This window comes from Providencia stuartii (genome assembly GCF_029277985.1).
GTDB lineage: Bacteria > Pseudomonadota > Gammaproteobacteria > Enterobacterales > Enterobacteriaceae > Providencia > Providencia zhejiangensis.
This window is the reverse complement of the sequence record NZ_CP119546.1, coordinates 549,162-573,949: the sequence shown is the minus strand read 5'-3', so window position 1 is coordinate 573,949 and position 24,788 is coordinate 549,162. Positions and strand designations below refer to the sequence as shown.

Genomic DNA, 24,788 nt, shown 5'->3' with positions numbered 1-24,788 from the left:
AAATATTATGCCTTCGTCAGTACATTTCTGACATAATGTTGCTATGATGCTAGAATTAATAGCATAAATTAATTTTCAGGGAAGACAGCATATGGATAAAAAAATCAATATTAAAATTGGTCAAAAAGTACGCCATCTGAGGCAAGCACGAAATTTATCCCTGAATGAACTTGCGCGCCTATCAGGCATTTCAAAAGCCGCGCTCTCTAAATTAGAATCGGGTGATTCCAACCCTCGCGTTGATACGCTAGAAGCTATTGCCATTGCATTACGTTTCCCTCTGAGCGACTTATTTGCATTACAGCATGAAACTTACCCCTATTTCGTCAAATCCTCCACCCTACAAGGCGATTATTCACAGCTCTTTAAATTTCGGATCAATATGGGCAATATTTCTGAGATATGGCAGCTAAAAATGAAACGTGGCGCCATCATTAATAGTCCAGCTCACATGAGTGGAACCCATGAACACATCATGATGCATACAGGGTCATTGATGCTACGTTTAAAAAACGACCAGACAGTACTACTAGAAGAAGGCGATTTTTATGCTTTTAGCTGTGACTTTCCCCATTCCTACCTCTGCATGGAAGGGGAATTAAATGCAACCGTCGTCATGACCTACTCTCACCTCAGTGACAGTATTTAATGCTCGATATGCTTCGCGTCGTAACTGATCCGCAGTATGCCTTTTTTATACTTCATTGATTTAATTGAAAACTGTTCAATTTTACCAAGTGATGCGACATGCGTACCACCGCATGGCACTTCATCACCTTCAGAAACACCACAAAGCCGTAACGTATCGCGTTGCCCGATTAATACAGGTGAATCATCACTGATAGATTGATTCACTAGCATTTCTATTTGCTTATCATCAAGTTGCTCGATAGGTGTGGCGTTATCTCCGATGGCGCTGAATTCAACCCGTGACTCATTAGGAAAGTGATGCCCTTTTTGTCCCTGCCAACCAAAACGTGACATAACCCAACTCAGCAAGTGTCCTGTAGTATGTAAAGCGGCATGGTGTTGACGCTGCGCCTTATCAACACGGGCAATAACGGTATCACCACTCTGCAAATCTTGGTTTGAGTTTAAATAAGCAATAATTAATCCATTCGAGTGTTTCTTAATACGAACAGGCTCATCATTCATCCAACCAATATCTGCTGGCTGCCCTCCTCCTTGAGGATGAAAGATATTCTCCGTCAATGCCGCCCATTGCCCGTCGTCATCATGACCCGACTCGAGAATAGTGGTTTTAATTTCATAGAGATAAGTATCAGTAAGATAAATATTGTTTTGCATAAAAATAATCCACTTATAGATAACAGCTTTATGATGTGATGTTGAAATTGTTATATCATCATTGTTCACTTTAAGAAACACCTGGCAACTAAAACAAACAAATGTACTTAAATTGTATCCATAAGCCAGATAAAAAATTCAACCTACACCGTGATGTAGGTTGAATAGACATGCCGTTGTTATTAAGCGTTATTGCAGATAATTTTGCATGGTCTCAAATAACCTTAAATCGTCGCTAAAACGAACTTCACGAACGTCTTCTAATTTTTCAACTTGATTGACCATTTGAGATAAGCGTTCGTCTTTTTGGACTAACAGCCAAATACGGCTTTCATCTTTATCTTTTATTGGCATACATAGGATGCCATCCACATTAAATGCTCGGCGCGCAAACAAACCACAAATATGTGACATGACGCCAGGGTGGTTACGGACAATAAGTTCTAACGCGATAGGATGATGTTCAAAAACCATAATTACGCTCCGATCATATCAATATTTGCAGCACCCGGTGGAACCATTGGATAAACCTTTTGGTTCACATCGATCAAGGCATGAATTAAGCAAGGACCCTTTGTATTCATAATCGTTTCTAATGCCATCTCAGGATCTGCTTCTGTATTTAAATCACAGGTCTGCAAGCCGAATCCTGCCGCAATTTTTATAAAATCGGTTTGGTATGGATAAGCGGCTGCATAAATACGATTATCAAAAAACAGCTCTTGTTGCTGATAAACCATCCCTAATGCCTGGTTGTTCATCAAAACAATTTTGATATTAAGTTGATGTTCAACTGCGGTAGCCAACTCTTGAATATTCATCATCAAGCTGCCATCCCCCGAAAAACAAACGATCGTTTTCTCAGGATTCGCTAAAGCTGCACCAATCGCGGCCGGCAAACCAAATCCCATGGTTCCCAAGCCGCCAGATGTTAACCACTGGCGAGGACGTGATAACGGATAAACTTGTGCCGCCCACATTTGATGCTGTCCCACATCCGTAGTCACGATCGCGTCTTCTCCTGCTGCTCTTGCTGCCGCCAACACTAACCCGTAATGTGTTAAAGGATTATCAGCCTCACTTAAATTCAGCGGAAAGTTCTGTTTTAACTCATTAACTCTTGTCATCCATTCTTCACGCTGATTTCGCTCAACTAATGGCAGCAATAATTCTAGGATTTGCCCTGCATCAGCATTGATAGCAATATCAGGGCGTTTAATTTTGCTGATCTCTGCTTTATCGATATCCACATGAATAATTTTGGCATTCGGGCAAAATTTTTCTGCGCGACCTATTGCACGGTCATCAAAGCGTGCTCCAATAACAATTAACAGGTCCGCTTCTTCCATAACCATATTAGTGCTACGCGCTGCATGCATGCCCAACATGCCTAAATACAGTGGATGACGCATTGGAATAGTGCCTAACGCCATCAATGTCATTGTTGTTGGCAGTGTTGCTTTCTCTGCAAAAGCAATCGCCGTTTCCGTCGATTCAGAACTAATAACCCCGCCACCAAAATAAAGAACTGGGCGCTTAGCCTGATTAATCATCTCAGCTGCCTGAATGACCTTTTCCATATCAAAATTTGGGGCTTTATCTTTTGGCTGAATCTCAGGTAATGAATCTAATTCGATAGTCGCGGTTTGTACATCCTTCGGGATATCAATCCACACAGGTCCCGGACGTCCTGATTCTGCAATCCGAAAAGCATCACAAATAACTTGAGGTAATTCATTGATATTACGAACCAAGTAATTGTGTTTGGTGACCGGAATAGAAATTCCATAAGTATCAACTTCTTGGAATGCATCTGTACCAATCATTGATGAAGGAACTTGCCCTGTAATACAAACTAGTGGAATAGAATCGAGCTTAGCATCGGCAATTGCCGTCACTAAATTCGTTGCCCCTGGGCCACTTGATGAAATACACACTGCCGCTTTACCAGTGGTACGTGCTATGCCTTGTGCAATAAAGCCAGCGCCTTGCTCATGGCGCGCCAAAATATGGCGAATCTGCTTACTTTTGCCTAAAGCATCATAAAAAGGGAGTGCCGCGCCACCTGGGATCCCTGAAACAATGGTAATCCCATGTTTTTCTAACAGGTGGACGATTAATTCTGCACCTGTAAAACAGGTTTTATCTGGTGATGTTGTGCCCAACTCGCTCATAATTTTATCCTTCACACTAGCCGGCGGATTCGGGCGGAGCGTCATAAAAAAACCCCGTCCGGTTTGCGCCGGCGGGGTTCTAAATCTGCGTTGATTTGTACCCGTTACGGCGCTAAGCCCACGACCACCACCACACGCACGACCACCGCGGCTGATGGCGCGGTAAGTAGTAGGTTTGAATGATGAAGAGTCATGTTCACGGGTTAATCCTGTCTGTCGATTTTAATTGGTTAGATTATTAATCATTATTTTGTGTAAGTGCATTTAAGAAAACACATATTGTTCATAATAACAATCATTTTTTCGATTTTTATTCACAGCAAACTTAAAATGAGATCAATATCACAACACACAGCAACAGGATAATTATCTAGTAAAATAGGATAATAAAGTCATTATCACTAGCTAGACAGATTGAAAAAAAGTCTCATTTTCTTATCAATTTTCTCTTGACTTAAAGTTGACTTTAAGTCGTAAAATCCCCTCCTTACAAGATAGCAATAACCATAAAAATTAAATATATCTCTTTATTTTTATTGAGGTTTATAACTTTCGGCATCGAGGGGGAATTATGCCAAAAAATGTCTGGTGGCTAACTATTGCGTTAGCATTGTTTACGACAGGTAATGCTATTGTTCTGTCGGTCGCGGTAGTGATTGGTGAAAGTCTTTCCCAAGATCCCACCTATTCCACATTGCCATTACTCAGTCAATATATTGGTCTGATTATCGCAACCATTCCCATTGCATATTTAATGCAGAAACACTCCAGAAAATTAGGTTTTATCTTGGGCAATATCGCGGGCATCATCGGCGCAACCTTGTCTATTATTGGCATTATTTATCATCACTTAGCCTACTTTTCGCTTGGCTTATTTTTTACAGGCATTGCAATTGGTACGGCTCAACAATTTCGTTTCGCTGCATTAGAAGAGGCACCTAAGTTCTTGCATGCTAAAGCGATTGGATTAGTCATGAGTGGAGGAATCGCTGCCGCCTTAATCGGCCCTACACTCGCGGTAGTCACACAACGATTTTTTACTGAATACCCATTTGCAGGCCCTTTTAGTACCTTAGTGGGCATTTATGTGCTCGCCTTTATCTTACTATTAAACATCCCATTAAAGAAAATTCCCCCAGAAAAACAAAATCATATGGAGGTGAAGCGTAGTTACAAGCAGTTATATTCACAACCCATATTAAAATTAATTGCGATAGTGAGCGCCGTTGGCTATGCATTGGTTGTTTTTACTTTTGCGTCTATTCCACTCTCTATGAAACAAAATCATTTCCCGTTTCCTTTGATCGCTATCGTCTTTCAATGTCATGTACTTGGCATGTTTGCCCCTTCATTTTTCACTGGGCATTTGATTCAGCGCTTAGGAGCTAAAAAAATTATTTTTGTCGGTATTCTATTACTCATACTCTCTCCAACTATTAACCTTTTAGGTACTGAGTTTTACCACTACTTATTATCTGGGATTTCCGTTGGAGTGGCATGGAATTTACTTTTAATCAGTACAACCCAATTATTACCGTACGGTTATCAATCTCATGAGAGAGCGAAAGTACAAGGTATGACTGATTTCCTGATTTATTCCTTTGGTGCATTAGGTAGCCTTGGCGCAGGGGTGCTGTTCTTTTCATTAGGCTGGCAGTTAATGAATACAGTCTCAATAATTTTTGCACTTTTCATTTTGAGCAGCTATGTCGTATTAAAAAAACATATTCCACAATGAACTAAACCATAACAACAGTATTTAATTTTACCTTTAGTAACCCAATGACTATTAATCATTATGAAACTCTCTGTCTTATTAGTTTGTTTAGGCTTTATTTATTTTAAATTCATAAGATGAATACTATGCTTAATACCTAATAACTAGGAAGTGTATTATGTACAATAAATTAACTATTTCATACAGTAAAAAATATACTGAATTCCAATCTGCTGTCGTCAATGAAATTCTTGTTTGGATAGAAGAAAACCTAACCAGAAGATTATTACTCGATGATATTGCTCAACGTTCTGGATATACCAAATGGCACTTACAGCGAGTATTTCGTAAAATAGTCGGTATGCCTCTTGGTGAATATATCCGCCGCAGAAGGATCAGTGAAGCAGCAAAAGACTTACAAACAACAAAACTTCAAGTTATTGATATTGCGCTTAAATATCAATTTGACTCGCAACAATCATTCGCAAAAAGATTTAAAGCGTATTTAGGTACATCACCTTCTTTATATCGACTTGCAAATAATTATGATAATGATCCGCTACTACTGGAACCAAAGGTAGCTTAATTATTTCATATGAAAAAACATCAATATTTAAAACTTTCTGATATCACTATCTAAAAAGCCCCTTGTAATCACTCTCAGGGGCTTTTTTATCAATGAAGTCATTAATAATTCATTAAAACAATACTTAAAGAAACCTTAATAAAATTTTAATAAACCCTTAAGGTTTAACTTTATAAAAAAACTATAATTGAATGATAATAAGGTTATTGCATCCCCAAAACACACATCAATAATAAACAAAAGCCGCCTTCGTGGAATATCTATCGATACCTTTCTGTTATGTTTAAAAATGATGCTCAATCAAACTCACCATTTCATTCACATCATTAAAATCAATGTTCAATAACTCAATTTAAATAATAAAATAAGTAACAGGGGGTGATTCACTTCTTTTCTATCATCGTTTTTCTTTTTAAAGAACGATTTGATATTAATTTTTATACTCATAACGATAAAACAATAGGCTTATCAAGCGAACAGAAAGTTAGCCATCCTAGTTAACTATATGAATAATAAGTATTGTATCAAAGACTCTCCTGAACAAATAAAAATACCCTTAAAATAAGGGTATTTTATCATTCTTCAACATTCTATTTTTAGGCGAGCCTTAGAACGGAATATCGTCATCAAAATCAATTGGTGGCTCACTGCTTTGTGGAGCTGGCGATGACGGTGCACGCGCTGGTGCGCCACCACCACTAAATTGTTGCGCTGCTGGTTGCTGTGGTTGCCCCCAACCACCTTGGCCACCTTGGCTTTGGCCTGAAGATTCACCGCCGCGTCCGCCTAGCATTTGCATTGACCCGCCAATGTTAACCACGACTTCTGTGGTATAACGATCTTGACCACTTTGGTCTTGCCATTTACGCGTTTGCAAAGAACCTTCGATGTATACCTGAGAACCTTTTTTCAGATATTCACCCGCAACTTCAGCTAATTTGCCGAAAATAACCACGCGGTGCCATTCTGTTTTCTCACGCATTTCGCCGGTTTGCTTATCACGCCAGCTTTCAGAAGTTGCCAGAGTCAGGTTTGCCACGGCACCGCCATTAGGCATGTAACGGATTTCAGGATCTTGCCCTAAGTTACCGATAAGAATTACTTTATTTACGCCTCTGCTGGCCATTTAAACACTCCTGATGCATTAGATTTAATCTCTGTATTGGTCATGAAGTTTAACACGACCAATCAAGTATTGCATACGCATTCCCGATGAAAATCCCCGCTGTTCAATCAAAATGCGAACCGCTTTGAAAATTTAAGCCCTATCATTATTATCAGTGTTGATAGACAAAAAATATAGGCTTCAATGAATTCAACTGATAAACAAACAGACGACCAGTCAGCCGCATCATTATCGATATAATGATGTGTTCGAATCAGTATCGTCAGCAATGCGAGAGCTTGAAGTATAACATGTATAATCTTTTTTTTAATAGAATACTGTATATTCATTCAGTCTAAATTGTGCGATAATGATCCACTTATGATTGTTCACTATCAAATCATCCGGGAAGTGGTAAATGGATAATATCGAAGTACGCGGTGCCCGCACTCATAATCTTAAGAACATCAATCTCATCATCCCCCGAGACAAACTGATAGTTATTACAGGATTGTCCGGTTCAGGGAAATCATCATTAGCCTTTGATACGCTCTATGCGGAAGGTCAAAGACGCTATGTTGAATCATTATCAGCTTATGCAAGGCAATTTCTCTCGCTGATGGAAAAACCTGATGTTGACCACATCGAAGGGCTATCACCCGCTATTTCGATTGAACAGAAATCCACCTCTCATAACCCGAGGTCTACAGTCGGTACCATCACTGAGATCCATGATTACTTGCGTTTGCTGTTTGCTCGTGTTGGGGAACCTCGTTGCCCTGACCATAACATTCCACTCGCAGCGCAAACAGTAAGCCAAATGGTTGATAATGTTTTGGCTCAGCCCTCTGAACGCCGCATGATGTTGTTAGCCCCCGTCGTGAAAGATCGTAAAGGTGAGCATGTCAAATTATTAGATAATTTAGCCTCTCAAGGTTACATCCGCGCGCGTATTGATGGTGAGGTTTGTGATCTCTCCGATCCACCGCCCCTTGAATTACAAAAGAAACACACCATCGAGGTGGTCGTTGATCGTTTTAAGATCCGTGATGATATTGCACAACGTTTAGCTGAATCATTTGAAACTGCACTGGAATTGTCGGGTGGCACAGCCATTGTGGCCGACATGGATGACCCGCAAGCTGAAGAGCTCGTTTTCTCCGCTAATTTTGCCTGCTCGGTATGCGGTTACAGCATGATGGAATTAGAGCCACGTCTCTTTTCCTTTAACAATCCGGCTGGTGCTTGCCCAAGTTGTGATGGCCTTGGCGTTCAACAATTCTTTGATCCGGAAAGAGTCATTCAAAGTACGGAGATTTCCTTAGCCGGAGGAGCTATCCGCGGTTGGGATCGCCGTAACTTCTACTATTTTCAAATGCTACAATCCCTAGCGGAACATTATAAATTTGATGTTGAAGCTCCTTATGAATCCCTAAGCCCATCGATTCAAAAAATTATTTTATATGGCTCAGGGAAAGAGACCATTGAGTTCAAATACCGTAATGATCGAGGTGATATCACTGTTCGCCGCCATCCATTCGAAGGGGTGCTCAATAATATGGAGCGCCGCTATAAAGAAACGGAATCTACTGCGGTACGTGAAGAACTGGCGAAATATATCAGCAACCGGCCTTGTGTGACATGTCACGGAACTCGCTTGCGTAAAGAAGCACGCTTTGTTTTCGTCGAAAACACCACGTTACCTGAAATTGCCGATTACAGCATTGGCCATGCTATGGCATTTTTCCAAAATCTAAAACTCAGCGGACAAAGGGCGAAAATTGCCGAAAAAGTCCTAAAAGAAATCAGTGATCGATTAAAATTCTTAGTTAACGTAGGCCTTAATTACCTAACCCTTTCTCGCTCCGCGGATACCTTATCCGGCGGTGAGGCACAGCGTATTCGTCTTGCCAGCCAAATCGGTGCAGGGCTTGTTGGAGTTATGTATGTCCTTGATGAGCCTTCAATCGGACTCCATCAACGCGATAATGACCGCCTGTTAGAAACGCTAATCCATCTACGTAACTTAGGTAACACCGTGATTGTGGTTGAGCACGATGAAGATGCAATCCGTGCGGCAGACCACGTTATTGATATTGGCCCTGGAGCCGGTGTGCACGGCGGCCAAATTGTTGCCCAAGGCACATTAGAAGATATCATTGCCAACCCAGAGTCATTAACGGGTAAGTTCTTAAGCGGTGAACGACGAATCGAAATTCCCGAGAAACGAGTTCCCGTGAATAAAGACAAGATGCTCCAATTACATGGTGCTAAAGGGAACAACCTAAAAAATGTCACCCTTAAACTCCCTGTTGGCTTATTTACTTGTATTACAGGCGTTTCTGGTTCAGGGAAGTCCACGCTGATCAACGATACTTTATTCCCTATCGCACAGCGCCAATTAAATGGTGCAACGACCATCACACCTGCCCCTTATTTAGATGTTGAGGGTCTTGAGCATTTCGATAAAGTCATTGATATCGACCAGAGCCCTATCGGCCGTACACCTCGTTCAAACCCAGCCACCTATACGGGGGTCTTTACACCTATTCGTGAACTATTTGCAGGTGTACCTGAATCACGAACTCGTGGCTATAATCCAGGTCGCTTTAGTTTCAACGTCAAAGGTGGTCGCTGCGAGGCCTGCCAAGGCGACGGTGTGATCAAGGTTGAAATGCACTTCTTACCTGATGTTTATGTACCCTGTGACCAGTGTAAAGGTAAGCGTTATAACCGTGAGACATTAGAGATTAAATACAAAGGAAAAAGCATTCACGAAGTACTTGATATGACTATCGAGGAGGCTCGTGATTTCTTTGATGCCGTCCCTGCACTTGCGCGTAAACTGCAAACATTGATGGATGTTGGTCTTTCCTACATTCGTTTAGGCCAGTCAGCCACCACTTTGTCTGGTGGTGAAGCGCAACGCGTGAAGCTTGCACGTGAATTATCGAAACGTGGTACTGGGCAAACCATTTATATCCTTGATGAACCAACGACTGGCTTACATTTTGCAGATATCCAACAGCTGCTGACGGTATTGCATCAATTACGCGATCAAGGTAACACCATTGTGGTCATTGAGCATAACTTAGATGTTATCAAAACGGCTGACTGGATTGTCGATTTAGGCCCTGAAGGGGGCAGCGGTGGTGGTGAAATATTAATTTCAGGTACCCCAGAAGAGGTGGCGGAATGTGAAAAATCGCATACTGCTCGTTTCTTAAAACCAATCTTGGCACGTGGCTACTAAATATCACGGTGACCCAAACAATGGCGGTTTTTGATCGCCGCGTTGTGTCACTGCCTCTGTAATAAAAAACGCAGGATTTACCTGCGTTTTTTTACGATATCACTCGACGGTTACTGACTAACCGCAGCAAAAGCTTCAACGATACGATGCACGTTATGGCGGTTAACTCCAGCCATACAAACTCGCCCAGTTCCGACTAAATAGACCGCAAACTCATCTTTCAAACGAGCAACCTGTTCTTTTGTAAATCCTGTATAGCTGAACATACCGCGTTGTTTTAACAGATGGTCAAAGTTCTTTTCAGGTAAAGCTTTTTTCAGTTCGTCCACGAGGACTGTACGCATTTCGACAATACGCACTCGCATCTCTTCAACTTCTTTCAACCATTGTGCTTTTTGTTCGCTATCAGTCAGCACTTGCGCCACAATCTTAGCTCCGTTTGATGGAGGGCTAGAATAAAGGCGACGAACCCCTGCTTTTAGCTGACCAAGAACACGGTCGCGTTCTTCTTGGTTTTCACAAATAACAGATAGGCCACCAGCACGTTCACCATAGATACCAAAGATTTTGGAGAATGAATTACTGACGAATACCGGTAAACCTGCTTTGACCATCGCTCTGATAGCATAAGCATCTTCATCAATACCTTCAGCGAAACCTTGGTAAGCAATATCTAAGAATGGGATCAGTTTTTGTGCTTTTGCGACTTTAGTCACTTCATCCCACTGCTCAGGTGTCAAATCAGACCCCGTTGGGTTATGGCAACACGGATGCATTAAAATGATGCTATTTGCTGGCAACGTCTTAAATGTTGCGAGCATTTCAGCAAATTTAACCCCTTTAGTTTTTTCATCAAAATAAGGGTAGTAGTGAACTTTGGTACCGGCACCAGAAAAAATAGAGGCATGGTTTTCCCATGTTGGATCACTACACCAAACCTCAGATTGAGGGAAATAATGGTGAAGGAAATCAGCCCCCAGTTTTAGCGCACCAGACCCCCCTATCGTTTGTACTGTTGCAATACGCTCTTGAGCGATCAGTGGGCAATCAGCACCAAATAGCAGGTGTTGGATCTCCAATCGATAATCTTTTAAACCTTCCATCGGCAAATACAGTGATGCACTTGGTGGCAGCTTATTTAAAGCCGCTTTTGCATGGCCCACTGTTTTTAGCTCTGGTGTTTTGCCTTCGCCATCATAATACAGGCCAATACTCAAATTGATTTTGTTTTCACGAGTATCTTTATTAAATTCATCCATTAACGAAAGGATGGGATCGCCAGGATAGGAATCAACGTGTTGGTACACAGGACATCTCCATAATCAGATAATATTCTATTTTTCGTCTCGTCTTTTGAAAATAACCCTTTGTCAGTTATTCGTCTACATATTCCATGACAACTCTTGAGGTTAATTTTGTCAGTAGTTCATAGTTGATAATTCCTGTTTGTTTGGCAATTTCCTCAACAGGCAGAGCTTTTCCCCATAAAACCACCTCATCACCTACTTTATCATTGGCATTTGGGCCTAAATCGACGGTGATCATATCCATAGAAACGCGCCCTACAATTGGCACTTTTCGCCCATTAACCAAAACGGGTGTGCCCGATGGCGCACTTCGAGGATAGCCGTCACCATAACCAATTGCCACGACGCCAAGTCGAGTATCACGGTCACTACACCATGTTGCACCATATCCGACACATTGCCCAGCAGCATGCTCTCTGACGGCAATTAATGTTGATTTAAGTGTCATCACACTTTCTAAACCAAAGGATTTAGCGGGGACTCCTTCTTGCGGAGACGCGCCATACATTATAATGCCCGGTCTTACCCAATCATAGTGAGCTTCTGGCCATAATAGAATGCCTGCCGATGCCGCAATCGATTTTTCCCCGACCTTATTCTCAATAAATTGTTTGAAGCAATGGATTTGTTTAGCGGTTGTAGGTAATTCAGGTTCATCAGCCTGACAAAAATGGCTAACAATATTGATAGGCAATTCGACATTTTTACAAGCTTGTAAACGCTGATAAAACGCCTCCGCATCTTGAGGAAGTACACCTAAGCGATGCATACCCGTATCAAGTTTCATCCAAACTTTGATAGGCATCGCTAACTGAACGTTTTCCAACATTTCAAGTTGTTCAATACAATGGATAACCGTATCGATACGGTGTGTGACTAACAATGGCAGATCAGAATGTTCAAAGAAACCTTCAAGTAACACGATGGGAGCTGTTATTCCCTTTTCTCTTAATGCCAGAGCTTCCTTAAGACGGGCAACCCCAAACCCATCAACGAGATCTTCAATACCGGTACTGACTTCAGTTAATCCATGGCCATAAGCGTTTGCTTTAACAATTGCAATGAGACGACTGTGTGGTGCTAATTCTCTGACGCGTTGCAGATTGTGTCGCAGAGCGCGGCGGTTAATTAATGCGGTTGCCGCTTTCATTATTTCCTCTTTTATTTTTATGCTCTCATCACTAAAACTATCGTTAGTGAATACACGAAATCATTCCAGTTGTCATAACACGACACAAAAAAACGCCTTAGGGGCATACCAAAGTATGCGGCTAAGACGAGTGAACTGAGTCAACGCAATGACATCTCGAAATCGGGTGAGTGTTTATTCATCATCGTAAGCCGGTCCCGCATAGTTATCGAAGCGAGACCATTGGCCATTGAACGTCAATCTAACCGTACCAATTGGCCCATTACGCTGTTTACCTATAATAATTTCCGCAACACCTTTCAAGTCGCTGTTGTCGTGATAAACTTCATCACGATAAATAAACATGATCAAGTCAGCATCCTGCTCGATAGAGCCTGATTCACGTAAGTCGGAGTTGACTGGGCGTTTATCTGCACGTTGCTCAAGGCTTCGGTTTAGCTGTGAAAGCGCCACAACGGGTACATTAAGCTCTTTCGCTAACGCTTTAAGTGAGCGAGAGATCTCCGCGATCTCTAACGTTCGGTTGTCTGATAACGCAGGAACTCGCATCAACTGTAGGTAGTCGATCATGATTAGGCTCAAGCCGCCATGTTCACGATAAATACGGCGAGCGCGTGAGCGAACCTCTGTCGGCGTTAACCCCGAGGAGTCATCGATATACATATTACGCTTTTCAGACAAGATCCCCATCGTGCTCGAAATTCGTGCCCAATCCTCATCATCAAGCTGCCCAGTACGAATACGCGTTTGGTCAACACGGGATAATGAGGCCAACATACGCATCATGATCTGGTTGCCGGGCATCTCCAAGCTGAAAATCAAAACCGGTTTTTCTTCCGTCATTGCCGCATTTTCACACAAGTTCATCGCAAAGGTCGTTTTCCCCATTGATGGACGGGCAGCGACGATAATTAAATCGGAGCCCTGTAGGCCGGCTGTCTTTTTATCGAGATCTTGGTAGCCTGTTGACACCCCAGTCACACCGTCATGCGGCTGCTGGTATAGTTTTTCAATTTTTTCGATGGTTTCCGCTAAAATCGCTTCAATATCCTTTGGGCCTTCATCTTTATTGGCCCGCGATTCAGCAATTTGGAAGACTTTCGTTTCTGCAAAGTCCAATAAATCTTCACTACTACGCCCTTGTGGGTCATAACCTGCATCGGCGATTTCATTCGCTACCGAGATCATATCTCGCACAACAGCACGTTCACGAACAATGTCCGCATAAGCATTAATGTTCGCCGCACTTGGTGTGTTTTTTGACAATTCGGCAAGGTAAGCAAATCCCCCAACAACATCCAGCTCACCTTGTTGCTCTAGGGACTCTGATAGCGTGATCAGATCAATCGGTTTGCCTTGTTCTAGCAAGGTTTGCATTTGAGCAAAAATAGTACGGTGTGGACGACTATAAAAGTCTGCATGGGTAACGCGCTCAGAAACAGTATCCCAACGTTCGTTATCTAGCATTAACCCTCCCAATACAGATTGCTCCGCTTCGATAGAATGCGGTGGAAGTTTTAAGCCTTCCATCTGCTGGTCGCGCGGCGCACTGTTTTTGTTTTCTGAAGGGTATTTCTTAGCCATACTTTCTTATCCACATCCATTATTTACTAACATATTAGTATACGCCAAACTTGTTATTGAAGGGCGCTTTCTTTACTTCCTGAACAGAATTTTTATCGTTGTCCGATGAGTGATAAACCTATAATTCATACCACGAAACCATAGCGTTATTATTGAGTGATTGATATGGTAGACAAATCAGCTTCTAAATAATTCGAATATTTGTAGCCAACAAATCCAATGATTCCCGTGAAACTAGCTCACGATGGGATTAAGGAACAAAATTTGTCCGCTACACACCTCAACCAACAGATAACTTGCAAGACGACGAGTCCAATACTGTTACTATCGGAGATGATCATGGTAAAACGCATTGAATTTGTACAAAATGGTGGCCCCGAAGTTCTGAATTATACCGATTTTGAGCTAAAAGACCCTGCCGATAACGAAATTCAGATAGAAAACCATGCCATAGGTATCAACTATATTGATACCTATGTACGTAGCGGTTTATACCCTGTCGCCAATTTACCCTCAGGCCTGGGTACAGAAGCTGCGGGTATTGTGGTGAAAACCGGTTCCCAAGTAACAGGTTTTCGCCCTGGTGACCGAGTCATGTATGCTCAAGGCCCTCTCGGCGCATACAGTGAAGTTCACAATGTACCAGAACAGGCTGTTGCCCATCTACCCGATGATATTTCCTTTAATCAAGCCGCGGCATGTGGCCTAAAAGGTATGACAGTCTATTACCTACTGAACCAAACTTATCAAATCAAACGCGACGAAATCTTTTTATTCCATGCAGCAGCAGGCGGCGTTGGACTCATTGCTTGCCAATGGGCAAAAGCGCTGGGTGCCAAAATGATTGGTACGGTTGGTAGTGCGGAAAAAGCAGAACGCGCCAAAGCAGCTGGTGCGTGGGAAGTGATTAATTACCAAACTGAAGATATTGCTGCACGCGTTAAAGAAATCACCAACGGTGAAAAAGTGAATGTCGTTTATGACTCTGTCGGCCAGTCAACTTGGATTGCCTCACTCGATTCACTGAAACGCCGTGGTTTAATGGTGAGTTTTGGTAATGCATCTGGTCCAGTGACAGGTGTCAACCTAGGAATATTAAATCAAAAAGGCGGTTTGTATGTCACTCGCCCATCATTAGGGGTCTACGTCACTAATAGAGCCGAGCTAGATCAAGCCAGCCGTGCGCTGTTTGATATGATATTGAGTGGCAAACTGAACGTGGATGTACCAGAGCAACAGATTTTTGCCTTAAAAGATGTGCAAACGGCACACCGCACATTAGAGTCGAGAAAAACGCAAGGTTCTAGCCTATTGATCCCTTAATTCGCTTGATTGGGATGCCAACTGCGGTTGCCATCCCAACGCTAATTATTGATCTCGAGTAACTAATGCCAAGGCTTGTTCGACGACAGCAAGATCTGCACCTTTCTTATGTGCATTCTCACTCAAATAACGTCGCCATTGGCGAGCGCCTGGAATACCTTGGAATATCCCTAGCATATGGCGGGTAATATGTCCCAAGTAAGTGCCTCGCGATAACTCTTTTTCGATATAAGGAAACATTTGCTGAACAGCATCCACAGCATTCACCACCGGCAATTGACTATCGAATAATTGGTTATCTACCGCAGTCAAAATAGCGGGATTTTGATAGGCTTCACGTCCTACCATCACACCATCAAGGTGGCGTAAATGCTCTTTCGCTTCTTCTAGGGTTTTTATTCCACCATTAATTGCTATCGTTAACTGAGGAAAATCACGTTTTAGCTGATAAACACGCGGGTAATCCAAGGGGGGGATTTCACGATTTTCTTTTGGACTAAGGCCAGATAACCATGCTTTACGAGCGTGGATGATAAACATTTCACAGCCGCCTTTGGCTGAAACGGTCTCAATAAAGTCACACAAAAATTGGTAACTGTCCTGCTCATCGATACCAATTCGCGTTTTCACCGTCACTGGGATCGACACCACGTCCTGCATCGCTTTGACACAATCAGCCACAAGCTGAGCATCTGCCATTAAACAAGCGCCAAAACGGCCATTCTGTACACGATCAGATGGACAACCGACATTAAGATTAATTTCATCGTAACCACGCGCTTGTGCTAACTTTGCACATTGTGCTAATGCCGCTGGGTCACTGCCGCCGAGCTGTAGTGCTACAGGTTGCTCTTCTTCACTAAATGCTAAATAATCACCTTTACCGTGAATAATAGCGCCTGTGGTGACCATTTCAGTATAGAGCAACGTATTTTTGCTCAACAAACGGTGGAAGTATCGGCAATGGCGGTCAGTCCAATCCAACATCGGCGCAACGGAAAATCTATTTATGTTCTTGTAACCTGTCATACCTTGAAAAACCTTATTTTCGGTCATTGTTGTATCTGTCTTGTATCCATGTCTTTTGTGACCTATTTAATGTGTTTTTGCTTTACCAGAACACCCGTTGAAGCCCCCTGTTTGGGAAACTCCACACCTAAATCTGCCATGGAAAATACTATAAGATAGACGATTATAACATAGACCTCAGAATGAGAGCAGATGGTACTGTGCGATATCGCTGTTCGGTTGCTATCAAGAAGACGGCAAAAGTATTTAAACACAAGGTAGCCCTGCTACATGCATCGATACTCAATATGCCATGAGGTATAAACACACTATTTGCTATTAAAAATCTGTGCGCATATTAAATTCAACCGGTTTAATACTCTTCTATCGATGGCAGCCATAGGCCCGATAAAACATATTTTTAATATTCTAATTCATCAATAGGCCATAGACAGAGTGAAATAAATTATCACAATGCAATATAAAAAATCCCACCAATAAAAACCCAGTGAGATTTTAGATTCACACACCCTTTTTATATTAGTCGATTATTTTTTCATTTAGACTTTATTAACCTCCATAACATGTGGTATCGAATAATGCAGTTCGCTGTTGTTATTCGCAACATAAAACTCAACATACATGATATACTCTAACTTAATCGTATTTCTAGGTAAGAGATTATATCGAGTGATCATCCCAGCATAGTTAATGAAAAATGACTTCATATTTTCAGAGTATAATACGATTTTATAGTTTCCTCGTTCTACTCTTGTAATCACTTCATAGTACACGGAATCTAATTCTTTACTAATTTCGTTTACTCCATATATCTCGCCTTTCATAATGTTATCGTCTTCTGAGTCCTGATTATTATTTAAAACAGACTCACTGTCTGACAACGCCATGTGTTCTAGGAAGGCTGGCAGCTCTAGTTTAAACCCCTTAACAAGATGGTTTTGTTCTATCCGATTTGGGGAACTAAAAAACTCAACATATAGGCTAAAGAAACTATCTGGCGAAACATATTCTAATAATGACACATACAATTCGGCTATATATTTATCATCATTACTAAAAACAAGGTCAATAATTTCATCACTCTCTTCCAAAGTACATTTAACAATCACGCTTGAGTTATCTGAATTTGAATTAGTGGATTCAGTAACTTTTAAAACTTCATCAATATACCCAGACTTAATCATAATAGCCTCATTTATTTATATAACACCGATGAAAAAACACAAATTAATTATAGTAGTAATTTATTTGTCGGATAGATTATAAAATAAAAAAGATAAAAACCTGTTATTATTAAAACCTAAGCATATAAAAGCAAAAAAGAGACGATTATGATGTATGATTTTTAAAATAAACTTCCTTTATCATTGATTTTCAGCCAATTAAAACTGAAGATTACATTTAGATTAAACTCATTATAATGAATTTTCGATTATTTAGTGTAGAAGAGAATAGAGTAGACGTTCATATTACAACATGTCACTTTATTAGTGACATGTTGTAAACTCATATAAATAAATTTTTATCTCTCTTATTAATTGCCAAATACGCGAATACGAGGGAATTGTTCAATATGATATTCCGCAATATAGGCTATAAACATTTATCACCATCTGCATTCACTTAAGAAACCGGTGTATTCATCAAATTCACAATGTGCTCCGCAAGCTCCGGCGTTGAAGCACTGAGTAAGCTGCCGCCAAACAACACTTTTTCACGTTCACCACTTAAGGTACAGACTTCTCCGCCAGCTTCGCGAATACAGGGGATCAGCGCCGCACTATCCCAAGGCTTCATGATCGAATCAATAGCGGCATGTATACGGCCTGATGCAACCATTGCATGTTGATAAGCATCATTAGCAAAAATAAAATCACGCGCCGCTCCGACAACACGATCGAGATGATAAAGCGTTGTTCCATCTCGTGGATCGTAAGTGCTACTATGAATACCTGATGCTGAAACCACCGCATTCGCCAGCTCTTTTGGTGCGTCTTTTGCTAAGACTAGCCGTCTAGAGCTGTTACCTGTGTCTAAATAGCAGCCATCCCCTTTTGCAGCGTACATAATTGTAGAAATAGCGGGAAAGCTAATGACACCGACAATAGGCTCACCATGCTCAACATAAGCAATCAAGGTGCTAAATAACGGAACACCATAAATAAAAGCACGAGTACCATCGATAGGGTCAATAACCCAGCCCGAATCGAATGATTTACTGCCTTCAAGGCCAAATTCTTCGCCAAGAATGGGGATATTAGGGGTGCGTCGAGCGAATAATTCACGCAATTTAGATTCAACTCGCAAATCCGTTTGGGTGACAACTGAACGATCCGGCTTGTAATCAAATCGTCCAGCGCCTTGAAATGCTTCCACAGTCATCGCTGTGACCGATTTCGCCGCTTCAAGTGCTATTGCTAACATCGTGTTTATCCTCCCAAAGCATAAGACAGATCGTCATTATAACTTCTAAGAATAATTAGGGAGAGATAATCATGCTTTTTGTTACTCAATGATTATGCATTATTTTTATGGAGCTTAACTTCACCAAACGACATAAAAATTAACGTATTCCCTGCGGCACCGCGGTATACTCCTTGGCGTTCATTTAACTCACAAGCTAGTGCGGCAAATTCCCAAGCTTCGCTTTCATCGATCTGACACATGGCTTCGGTTAATTGATCATAGCCTTTGCGTTCAGCAAATTCTTGTACGGCTAAAGCATCTTGTAATAATGGTTCTTCGATCGAGCTATTCGCCCATCCCCACAGCCAATTTCCTTGGTTTTGATCATAAGTGCCGATAATTTGCACGGGGGCAACTGCCACAATATCGTCTGGCGCCTGAAAAACGATAGTGCCTTCTTCTTGATCAACAGACCAACTCGCTTGATCAAGTTTCCAAGTATCACAATGAAATTGACTCTTATGTTGCAAGGCGTTCATGCTACGGGCTAGCAATATGTCATAAGGTAAGTTTTCAGCATCTTGATTCATATAAGCATTCCTAAATTACAACTTAATAACAGAAAGAAAATCATTACATAGTGATAGATTAGGCCAGCTAAACTATGGGGATTCAACATGACCTAATAGCTATTTATCACCCAATATGTTTTAAGGCATCCACCACCAGTTGCCAGAATTTAGCATGATCTAATTTTACCGCGACTTGAGTATGACAATCAGCAGGGGCAGGATGGCGGAAATCAGCAACGGTCATCCCTAAAGTTAACGTTCCTGTTAGCTCAATATCCACGGGAACACGTTGTGTCGTCATTACGGAAGGGTCGATAACATAGGCAACAGCACAAGGGTCATGCACTGGTGGGGCATCAAAACCTTGCGCCTGTTTATACATTTTGCCAAAGAAATCGAGTAATTCGACAACAAATTGCGAACAAGGTGTGCCAACTTTAGCGATGTTTTCGATAACATCCGGCGTTGCAAGTGCTTGGTGAGTGAGGTCTAAGCCAACCATGGTGAGTGGCCATTTTTCATTAAAAACAATATGTGCGGCTTCCGGATCAATTTTAATATTAAATTCAGCCACAGGGCTCCAGTTTCCAACATGGTAACCGCCGCCCATTAAGACAACTTCCTTTACCCGCTCCACAATACGCGGCTCAAGCCTTGCTGCTAATGCAATATTGGTCAGTGCCCCTGTAGGCACTAAAGTGATGGTTTTAGGAGGATGCGACATGATCAATTTTATGATCAATTCTACTGCATGACTATTTTCTAATGTTAGCGATGGTTCTGGTAATTGAGGACCATCAAGCCCTGAATCTCCATGAATATCAGGAGCAATTTCCACTTCACGTACTAATGGCCGAGGTGAACCTGCCGCAAACGGAATTCCCCGAATTTTTGCCATTTCCGCAACAGCAAGCGCATTATGAGTGACTTTTTCAAGAGTTTGATTACCCGCGACAGTAGTGACAGCCAATAAATCTATTTCAGGATTACCATAAGCCAATAACAACGCAATCGCATCGTCATGTCCCGGATCGCAATCTAGGATAATTTTCTTTGCCATACACCTTACCTTATTGAATGAAAAAGGAGCTGTTTGCTAAACAGCTCCCAATCTAACCAGCTCATCAAGTAAAATCTATGAGCCGCTACAAAATAAAGGTCATTTTATTTTAAAACATGCGCATAGACACGTTTCTGTCCATCTTCCGTTTTCGGAATATAGACACCTTGTAGCTCGGGCGCAAACCCCGGCAGTAAGTTAATTCCAGCTTCGAGCGCTTGAAAATAACGTAATACAGGTCCTTCCCAAACCTCACCCGGCACCACACACAGCACTCCCGGTGGGTAAGGTAGTGCGCCTTCAACGGCAATTCGGCCTTCCAATTCACTAAGTGGAAGTAATTCCACATTGCCTCGAATAAATTCAAGGTGAGCCTGTTGTGGGTTCATTTTGACCGTAGGAAAATGTTGTCTACGGAACATCTCTTTCTGTAACTGCTTAATATTGTACTGCACACTTAATTGATGCATCTCTTGGCATAAACGGCGCAAAGTATAGCCTTGGTAATGCTCTTGATAACGCTGATAGACGGATGGCAGCACATCTTCTAATAATGCATCTTCTTCCAGTAACTGCTCAAAACGCACCAAATGCATGACTAACAAATCCAGCTTCTCTTTACTCTCTGCTGGCGTAAGCAAAAAGAGAATCGAATTCAGATCACATTTTTCAGGGATCACACCATGTTCGCGCAAAAAATGAGCCAAAATCGTCGCTGGAACCCCAAAGGATTCATAGTCGCCACTTTGAGCATCAATCCCCGGCGTCGTTAACATTAACTTGCAAGGATCAACAAAATATTGGTTTTTTGCATAACCCTCAAAGGCATGCCAACGTTCATTTGGAATAAAATTAAAGAAACGCTGCTCGGAAGCTATTTGCTCTGTTGGATAATCCTGCCATGGTTTACCATCGACCCATTCAGGCACAAACGGCCTGAAATATTGGCAATGTTTGATGATGGATTTTCTAATTTCAATACCGAGCTTAACGCACTCCATCCACATCATTTCGCCCGCATCGCCTTGATGCATACGCGCATTCACATCTAAGGAAGCAAATAACGGGTAGAACGGGCTGGTCGATGCATGCATCATAAAAGCATTATTGAGCTTTTTATGAGAAACAAAACGGTTTTGCCCTTTAATATGATTATCTTTTTTATGAATCTGCGACGCTTGTGAGAAGCCTGCTAATTGTTTATGCACGGATTGTGTCACCATAATACCTGGGTCATTTTCATTTAATTCCAGTAATAATGGCGAACATTGACGCATCATTGGAATGAATTGTTCATAACCCACCCATGCAGAGTCAAACAGAATATACTCACATAAATGGCCAATCTTATCGACAACCTGCCTTGCGTTATATACCGTGCCGTCATAGGTGCCTAACTGAATAACCGCCAAACGAAATGGTCGTTCTGCCGTGCGTTTCTCGGGCATCACTTCAGTAATCAATTCACGCAAATAATCTTCTTCAAAGCAATGTGCATCAATCCCACCAATAAACCCAAACGGATTACGTGCAGTTTCAAGGTAAATTGGCGTTGCTCCTGCCTGAATTAACGCACCATGATGGTTAGATTTATGGTTATTGCGATCAAATAACACGAGGTCTCCTGGTGTTAATAACGCGTTCAATACCACTTTATTTGATGATGATGTGCCATTGAGTACAAAATACGTTTTATCGGCATTAAAAACCGTGGCCGCAAATTTTTGCGCTTCCTTTGCGGCCCCTTCATGGATCAGCAGATCCCCCATCGCTACATCAGCATTGCACAAGTCGGTACGAAAAAGATTTTCACCGTAGAACTGATAAAATTGTTCCCCTGTCGGATGGCGACGGAAAAATTGCCCGCCTTGATGTCCAGGGCAAGCGAAGGTGACATTATGACCCGCAGCATAATCCATCATTCGAGCAAAAAATGGCGGTAATAACTGCTCAAGATAGCGATTCGCAGCATCGAGTAATTGACGGCTATTTTCGTTACGCTCAGCAGGTGCAGGAGGCAGTATTGCCGTTATATATGACGGCATCTCGATATTATCAGGAAGCTGTTTATCACTAATGATAAACAGCGGAATACTTAACTTACTGTCAATAACTCTTTTCCATAGCCCTTGATTGGCATCCTGTTCAGATAGCACAACAGCAGCGATATTGTTTAACTGTGCATCGCGAATATCTACCCATTGGAATTCTCCAGTAAAATAGATAGCGACCCCCTGGCTACATGCCACATTGATTTTGTTCATAACAGTCTGGCCCTTAGTTAGCTGAGGAAAAGAGGCCGACAATATACTTGATAGAAAATCAGATTGGAATTGTCAGAACGTGCGGGAAGAATCATAAATATTATGGAGTAGATAAATTTTGATAAGCTACTGGTTAATAGCATAAAATTATTCAGGGTTATTTTTGCGCCACTGGCATTAAACGCTATAGAAAAACCACAATATCAACTAACCGACTAATATTTTTAATTTTAACCACATATTAGTCGGCCGATTTATCCAAGTTGGGAGGTTAGTTGTTTTTTTCCATATACAATGTCTGTGTAGGATAGGCAAAGTCTGCATCGTGACGTTTAACGATCTCAATGATCTTTAAATACACATCTTGCTGAGCAGCTAACCATTCCGCCCACACCGTCGTTTTCGTGAAGCAATACACCATAATGTTGAGCGATGAATCCGCGAATTCATCAAAATAAACCAATAACGTTTGCCCCGTATCAATATTGGGATCTTGCTGCAACATACTACGAATATCACTGACAATAACGCTCACTTTATCTGCATCCTCATAACGTAAACCTAATGAGGTTTTGATGCGTCGGTTAGTCATACGCCCTGGATTCTCAACACTGATTGATGAGAATAATGAGTTAGGGATATAGAGTGGTCTATGATCGAAAGTAACAATTTTTGTGATACGCCAACCAATCTCCACAACCGTACCTTCAATATTTCGGTCTGGCGAGCTGACCCAATCACCAATATTAAAAGGCCGATCAAAGTAAAGCATAATCCCAGAGAAAAAGTTACTTAGAATATCCTTACCCGCCATACCAATGGCAATGCCACCAATACCACCAAAAGCCATCAACCCCGACAAACTCATCCCAAAATGTTCGCCAAATAACAAAATCATCACGACAAAAATGGTGGTTTTAAATACTCGGGCAATAATACGTGCTGAGGTTGGGTCGCTCCCTTTTTTAATTTGCGTCTTTTCTAGCCTATTGACCAATTGAAACAGCTTGCGCACTAAAATAATGGCAATAATCGCAATAGTAATGAAATTAATCAGAGGGGTTGAAATAAAGCTTAAATGAAAATCTGTAGCCGCCATATCAACATATTGGGCAGCGACAATGACCATACTGCATAGCACTGCTGTCTGGATGACATGAATAAAAATACTTTTATTTTTATGCTTATGCTTACGTTTTTTGCTTATTATCTCGAAAACAACCGTGACGGCTAAACATACCGCAATGATGGTAATGCCAATGGCATACTTTTCGAGTAATGTATCAATCATATTTCACCGCTCCGCATCGCTTTATATTCTTTTTTAATGATACCTTGTTTGTCTACTACGCTATTTTAGATAAACTCTGAGTGGATAAAACGCAGCAATAAAACCTCACTAAGATAACAATTTTGAACGTTATTTTCCTATTAATTATCAAGTTACTTTTTTAGAGCTTCCAATTCTAATATAGAGATATCTTATGTTTAGCCCAAACTCAAAAGAGATCGATAACGTCCTTGCATTGAATTTACAACAAAAGTATCGCTACTTTGTGGGAAAAATTGCCGATTGGGAGGCCGTGTGGGTACTTTTCGCGCATGATCAGATTACGACAATACACGATAACAATGGACGGTTATTACTCCCTGTTTGGCCAGCTAAAGCTTATGCACAGCGTCATCTTGATGGCAAAAAGACAAATTGCATCCCGACGCGGCTATCACTAGAACATTTTATGACAGAGATATTACCGGATATGGATGGCGCGAATATGACAGTCGCGATCATGATGGATCCGCAATGTAAAACATATGTCATCGCTGAACCCAAAACACTGCTACAAGATCTGATCGAAGAGTGTGAGCAATATGAATGATAACGATCATGCCACTTTTATTGCCACTATCGATCTGACTTTTATTGATTGATTATCAGTGGCCTTATCA

General features: G+C 41.5%; 21 protein-coding genes. 6 read left to right on the top strand and 15 right to left on the bottom strand.

Annotation, left to right across the window (positions count from 1 at the left end):
• Nucleotides 1–91 precede the first annotated feature (91 nt).
• Nucleotides 92–649, top strand: coding sequence for a helix-turn-helix domain-containing protein (locus P2E05_RS02445; protein ID WP_154621819.1), 558 nt, complete (start codon nucleotides 92–94; stop codon nucleotides 647–649).
• On the opposite strand, the gene P2E05_RS02440 is transcribed toward P2E05_RS02445, so the two are convergent.
• The 4 genes from P2E05_RS02440 to ivbL all read right to left on the bottom strand — a co-directional run bounded on the left by P2E05_RS02440 (nucleotide 646) and on the right by ivbL (nucleotide 3,676).
• Complete coding sequence (locus tag P2E05_RS02440; protein ID WP_272657865.1) at nucleotides 646–1,308, bottom strand: hypothetical protein; 663 nt, start codon at nucleotides 1,306–1,308, stop codon at nucleotides 646–648. The two genes, P2E05_RS02445 and P2E05_RS02440, sit on opposite strands and share 4 nt — an antisense overlap.
• Nucleotides 1,309–1,497: 189 nt before the next feature.
• Nucleotides 1,498–1,782 carry an acetolactate synthase small subunit gene (ilvN, locus tag P2E05_RS02435; RefSeq protein ID WP_004924476.1) on the bottom strand — a complete coding sequence of 95 codons (285 nt, stop codon included), beginning with the start codon at nucleotides 1,780–1,782 and terminating at the stop codon, nucleotides 1,498–1,500.
• Nucleotides 1,783–1,784: 2 nt separating this feature from the next.
• The gene (gene ilvB / locus P2E05_RS02430) at nucleotides 1,785–3,482 is read right to left on the bottom strand and encodes an acetolactate synthase large subunit (protein ID WP_251465023.1); all 1,698 of its coding nucleotides are present in this window, start codon (nucleotides 3,480–3,482) and stop codon (nucleotides 1,785–1,787) included.
• Nucleotides 3,483–3,586: 104 nt separating this feature from the next.
• Entirely contained in the window at nucleotides 3,587–3,676 is a 90-nt protein-coding gene (gene ivbL, locus P2E05_RS02425) for an ilvB operon leader peptide IvbL (RefSeq protein WP_154621822.1), read from the bottom strand.
• Between the two features lie 377 nt (nucleotides 3,677–4,053).
• Here ivbL and P2E05_RS02420 point away from each other — a divergent pair, with 377 nt between their 5' ends.
• Together P2E05_RS02420 and aarP are read left to right on the top strand one after the other, a co-directional pair.
• Complete coding sequence (locus tag P2E05_RS02420; RefSeq protein WP_272657866.1) at nucleotides 4,054–5,220, top strand: MFS transporter; 1,167 nt, start codon at nucleotides 4,054–4,056, stop codon at nucleotides 5,218–5,220.
• A gap of 157 nt (nucleotides 5,221–5,377) precedes the next feature.
• Nucleotides 5,378–5,785, top strand: coding sequence for an HTH-type transcriptional activator AarP (gene aarP, locus P2E05_RS02415; RefSeq protein ID WP_154623204.1), 408 nt, complete (start codon nucleotides 5,378–5,380; stop codon nucleotides 5,783–5,785).
• Nucleotides 5,786–6,392: 607 nt separating this feature from the next.
• On the opposite strand, the gene P2E05_RS02410 is transcribed toward aarP, so the two are convergent.
• The gene (locus P2E05_RS02410; protein ID WP_154623819.1) at nucleotides 6,393–6,911 is read right to left on the bottom strand and encodes a single-stranded DNA-binding protein; all 519 of its coding nucleotides are present in this window, start codon (nucleotides 6,909–6,911) and stop codon (nucleotides 6,393–6,395) included.
• A gap of 397 nt (nucleotides 6,912–7,308) precedes the next feature.
• Here P2E05_RS02410 and uvrA point away from each other — a divergent pair, with 397 nt between their 5' ends.
• Complete coding sequence (uvrA, locus tag P2E05_RS02405) at nucleotides 7,309–10,143, top strand: excinuclease ABC subunit UvrA (protein ID WP_154623820.1); 2,835 nt, start codon at nucleotides 7,309–7,311, stop codon at nucleotides 10,141–10,143.
• Between the two features lie 110 nt (nucleotides 10,144–10,253).
• Here the strand turns inward: uvrA and P2E05_RS02400 are convergent, their stop codons facing one another.
• The 3 genes from P2E05_RS02400 to dnaB form a co-directional block, all read right to left on the bottom strand.
• The gene (locus P2E05_RS02400; RefSeq protein WP_196714001.1) at nucleotides 10,254–11,450 is read right to left on the bottom strand and encodes an aromatic amino acid transaminase; all 1,197 of its coding nucleotides are present in this window, start codon (nucleotides 11,448–11,450) and stop codon (nucleotides 10,254–10,256) included.
• Nucleotides 11,451–11,517: 67 nt separating this feature from the next.
• Entirely contained in the window at nucleotides 11,518–12,600 is a 1,083-nt protein-coding gene (gene alr, locus P2E05_RS02395; protein WP_154623821.1) for an alanine racemase, read from the bottom strand.
• A 174-nt stretch (nucleotides 12,601–12,774) separates the two neighbouring features.
• Entirely contained in the window at nucleotides 12,775–14,184 is a 1,410-nt protein-coding gene (gene dnaB, locus P2E05_RS02390; RefSeq protein ID WP_154623822.1) for a replicative DNA helicase, read from the bottom strand.
• A 339-nt stretch (nucleotides 14,185–14,523) separates the two neighbouring features.
• Between dnaB and P2E05_RS02385 the strand changes: the two genes are divergently transcribed.
• Complete coding sequence (locus P2E05_RS02385) at nucleotides 14,524–15,507, top strand: NADPH:quinone reductase (protein ID WP_163860628.1); 984 nt, start codon at nucleotides 14,524–14,526, stop codon at nucleotides 15,505–15,507.
• 45 nt (nucleotides 15,508–15,552) lie between these two features.
• On the opposite strand, the gene dusA is transcribed toward P2E05_RS02385, so the two are convergent.
• From dusA to P2E05_RS02350, 7 genes are all read right to left on the bottom strand, one after another.
• Nucleotides 15,553–16,563 carry a tRNA dihydrouridine(20/20a) synthase DusA gene (gene dusA, locus P2E05_RS02380; protein ID WP_249999786.1) on the bottom strand — a complete coding sequence of 337 codons (1,011 nt, stop codon included), beginning with the start codon at nucleotides 16,561–16,563 and terminating at the stop codon, nucleotides 15,553–15,555.
• 512 nt (nucleotides 16,564–17,075) lie between these two features.
• Nucleotides 17,076–17,720 (bottom strand): hypothetical protein, encoded by a 645-nt coding sequence (locus P2E05_RS02375; RefSeq protein WP_154623824.1) that lies wholly within the window; start codon nucleotides 17,718–17,720, stop codon nucleotides 17,076–17,078.
• A 439-nt stretch (nucleotides 17,721–18,159) separates the two neighbouring features.
• On the bottom strand, nucleotides 18,160–18,960 hold the full coding sequence (locus P2E05_RS02370; RefSeq protein ID WP_247047271.1) for an inositol monophosphatase family protein: 801 nt from the start codon (nucleotides 18,958–18,960) through the stop codon (nucleotides 18,160–18,162).
• Between the two features lie 92 nt (nucleotides 18,961–19,052).
• Complete coding sequence (locus P2E05_RS02365; protein ID WP_154623544.1) at nucleotides 19,053–19,532, bottom strand: DUF6882 domain-containing protein; 480 nt, start codon at nucleotides 19,530–19,532, stop codon at nucleotides 19,053–19,055.
• Between the two features lie 106 nt (nucleotides 19,533–19,638).
• Nucleotides 19,639–20,574 (bottom strand): nucleoside hydrolase, encoded by a 936-nt coding sequence (locus P2E05_RS02360; protein WP_154623543.1) that lies wholly within the window; start codon nucleotides 20,572–20,574, stop codon nucleotides 19,639–19,641.
• Nucleotides 20,575–20,678: 104 nt separating this feature from the next.
• Nucleotides 20,679–22,838: an ornithine decarboxylase gene (locus P2E05_RS02355; RefSeq protein ID WP_272677652.1), complete on the bottom strand. Its 2,160-nt coding sequence runs from the start codon at nucleotides 22,836–22,838 to the stop codon at nucleotides 20,679–20,681.
• A 271-nt stretch (nucleotides 22,839–23,109) separates the two neighbouring features.
• Nucleotides 23,110–24,129, bottom strand: a complete 1,020-nt coding sequence (locus P2E05_RS02350) for a mechanosensitive ion channel family protein (RefSeq protein ID WP_247047267.1) — start codon at nucleotides 24,127–24,129, stop codon at nucleotides 23,110–23,112.
• A gap of 193 nt (nucleotides 24,130–24,322) precedes the next feature.
• Here P2E05_RS02350 and P2E05_RS02345 point away from each other — a divergent pair, with 193 nt between their 5' ends.
• Entirely contained in the window at nucleotides 24,323–24,718 is a 396-nt protein-coding gene (locus P2E05_RS02345) for a DUF2750 domain-containing protein (RefSeq protein ID WP_163860623.1), read from the top strand.
• Nucleotides 24,719–24,788: the final 70 nt, after the last annotated feature.

Coding starts and splice junctions, on each gene's coding strand:
- P2E05_RS02445 (WP_154621819.1), top strand. CDS start 92: ATGGATAAAAAAATCAATATTAAAATTGGTCAAAAAGTACGCCATCTG.
- alr (WP_154623821.1), bottom strand. CDS start 12,600: ATGAAAGCGGCAACCGCATTAATTAACCGCCGCGCTCTGCGACACAAT.
- aarP (WP_154623204.1), top strand. CDS start 5,378: ATGTACAATAAATTAACTATTTCATACAGTAAAAAATATACTGAATTC.
- P2E05_RS02345 (WP_163860623.1), top strand. CDS start 24,323: ATGTTTAGCCCAAACTCAAAAGAGATCGATAACGTCCTTGCATTGAAT.
- P2E05_RS02350 (WP_247047267.1), bottom strand. CDS start 24,129: ATGATTGATACATTACTCGAAAAGTATGCCATTGGCATTACCATCATT.
- ivbL (WP_154621822.1), bottom strand. CDS start 3,676: ATGACTCTTCATCATTCAAACCTACTACTTACCGCGCCATCAGCCGCG.
- P2E05_RS02360 (WP_154623543.1), bottom strand. CDS start 20,574: ATGGCAAAGAAAATTATCCTAGATTGCGATCCGGGACATGACGATGCG.
- P2E05_RS02420 (WP_272657866.1), top strand. CDS start 4,054: ATGCCAAAAAATGTCTGGTGGCTAACTATTGCGTTAGCATTGTTTACG.
- P2E05_RS02365 (WP_154623544.1), bottom strand. CDS start 19,532: ATGAATCAAGATGCTGAAAACTTACCTTATGACATATTGCTAGCCCGT.
- dusA (WP_249999786.1), bottom strand. CDS start 16,563: ATGACCGAAAATAAGGTTTTTCAAGGTATGACAGGTTACAAGAACATA.
- P2E05_RS02410 (WP_154623819.1), bottom strand. CDS start 6,911: ATGGCCAGCAGAGGCGTAAATAAAGTAATTCTTATCGGTAACTTAGGG.
- P2E05_RS02375 (WP_154623824.1), bottom strand. CDS start 17,720: ATGATTAAGTCTGGGTATATTGATGAAGTTTTAAAAGTTACTGAATCC.
- P2E05_RS02355 (WP_272677652.1), bottom strand. CDS start 22,838: ATGAACAAAATCAATGTGGCATGTAGCCAGGGGGTCGCTATCTATTTT.
- ilvN (WP_004924476.1), bottom strand. CDS start 1,782: ATGGTTTTTGAACATCATCCTATCGCGTTAGAACTTATTGTCCGTAAC.
- ilvB (WP_251465023.1), bottom strand. CDS start 3,482: ATGAGCGAGTTGGGCACAACATCACCAGATAAAACCTGTTTTACAGGT.
- P2E05_RS02440 (WP_272657865.1), bottom strand. CDS start 1,308: ATGCAAAACAATATTTATCTTACTGATACTTATCTCTATGAAATTAAA.
- uvrA (WP_154623820.1), top strand. CDS start 7,309: ATGGATAATATCGAAGTACGCGGTGCCCGCACTCATAATCTTAAGAAC.
- P2E05_RS02385 (WP_163860628.1), top strand. CDS start 14,524: ATGGTAAAACGCATTGAATTTGTACAAAATGGTGGCCCCGAAGTTCTG.
- dnaB (WP_154623822.1), bottom strand. CDS start 14,184: ATGGCTAAGAAATACCCTTCAGAAAACAAAAACAGTGCGCCGCGCGAC.
- P2E05_RS02370 (WP_247047271.1), bottom strand. CDS start 18,960: ATGTTAGCAATAGCACTTGAAGCGGCGAAATCGGTCACAGCGATGACT.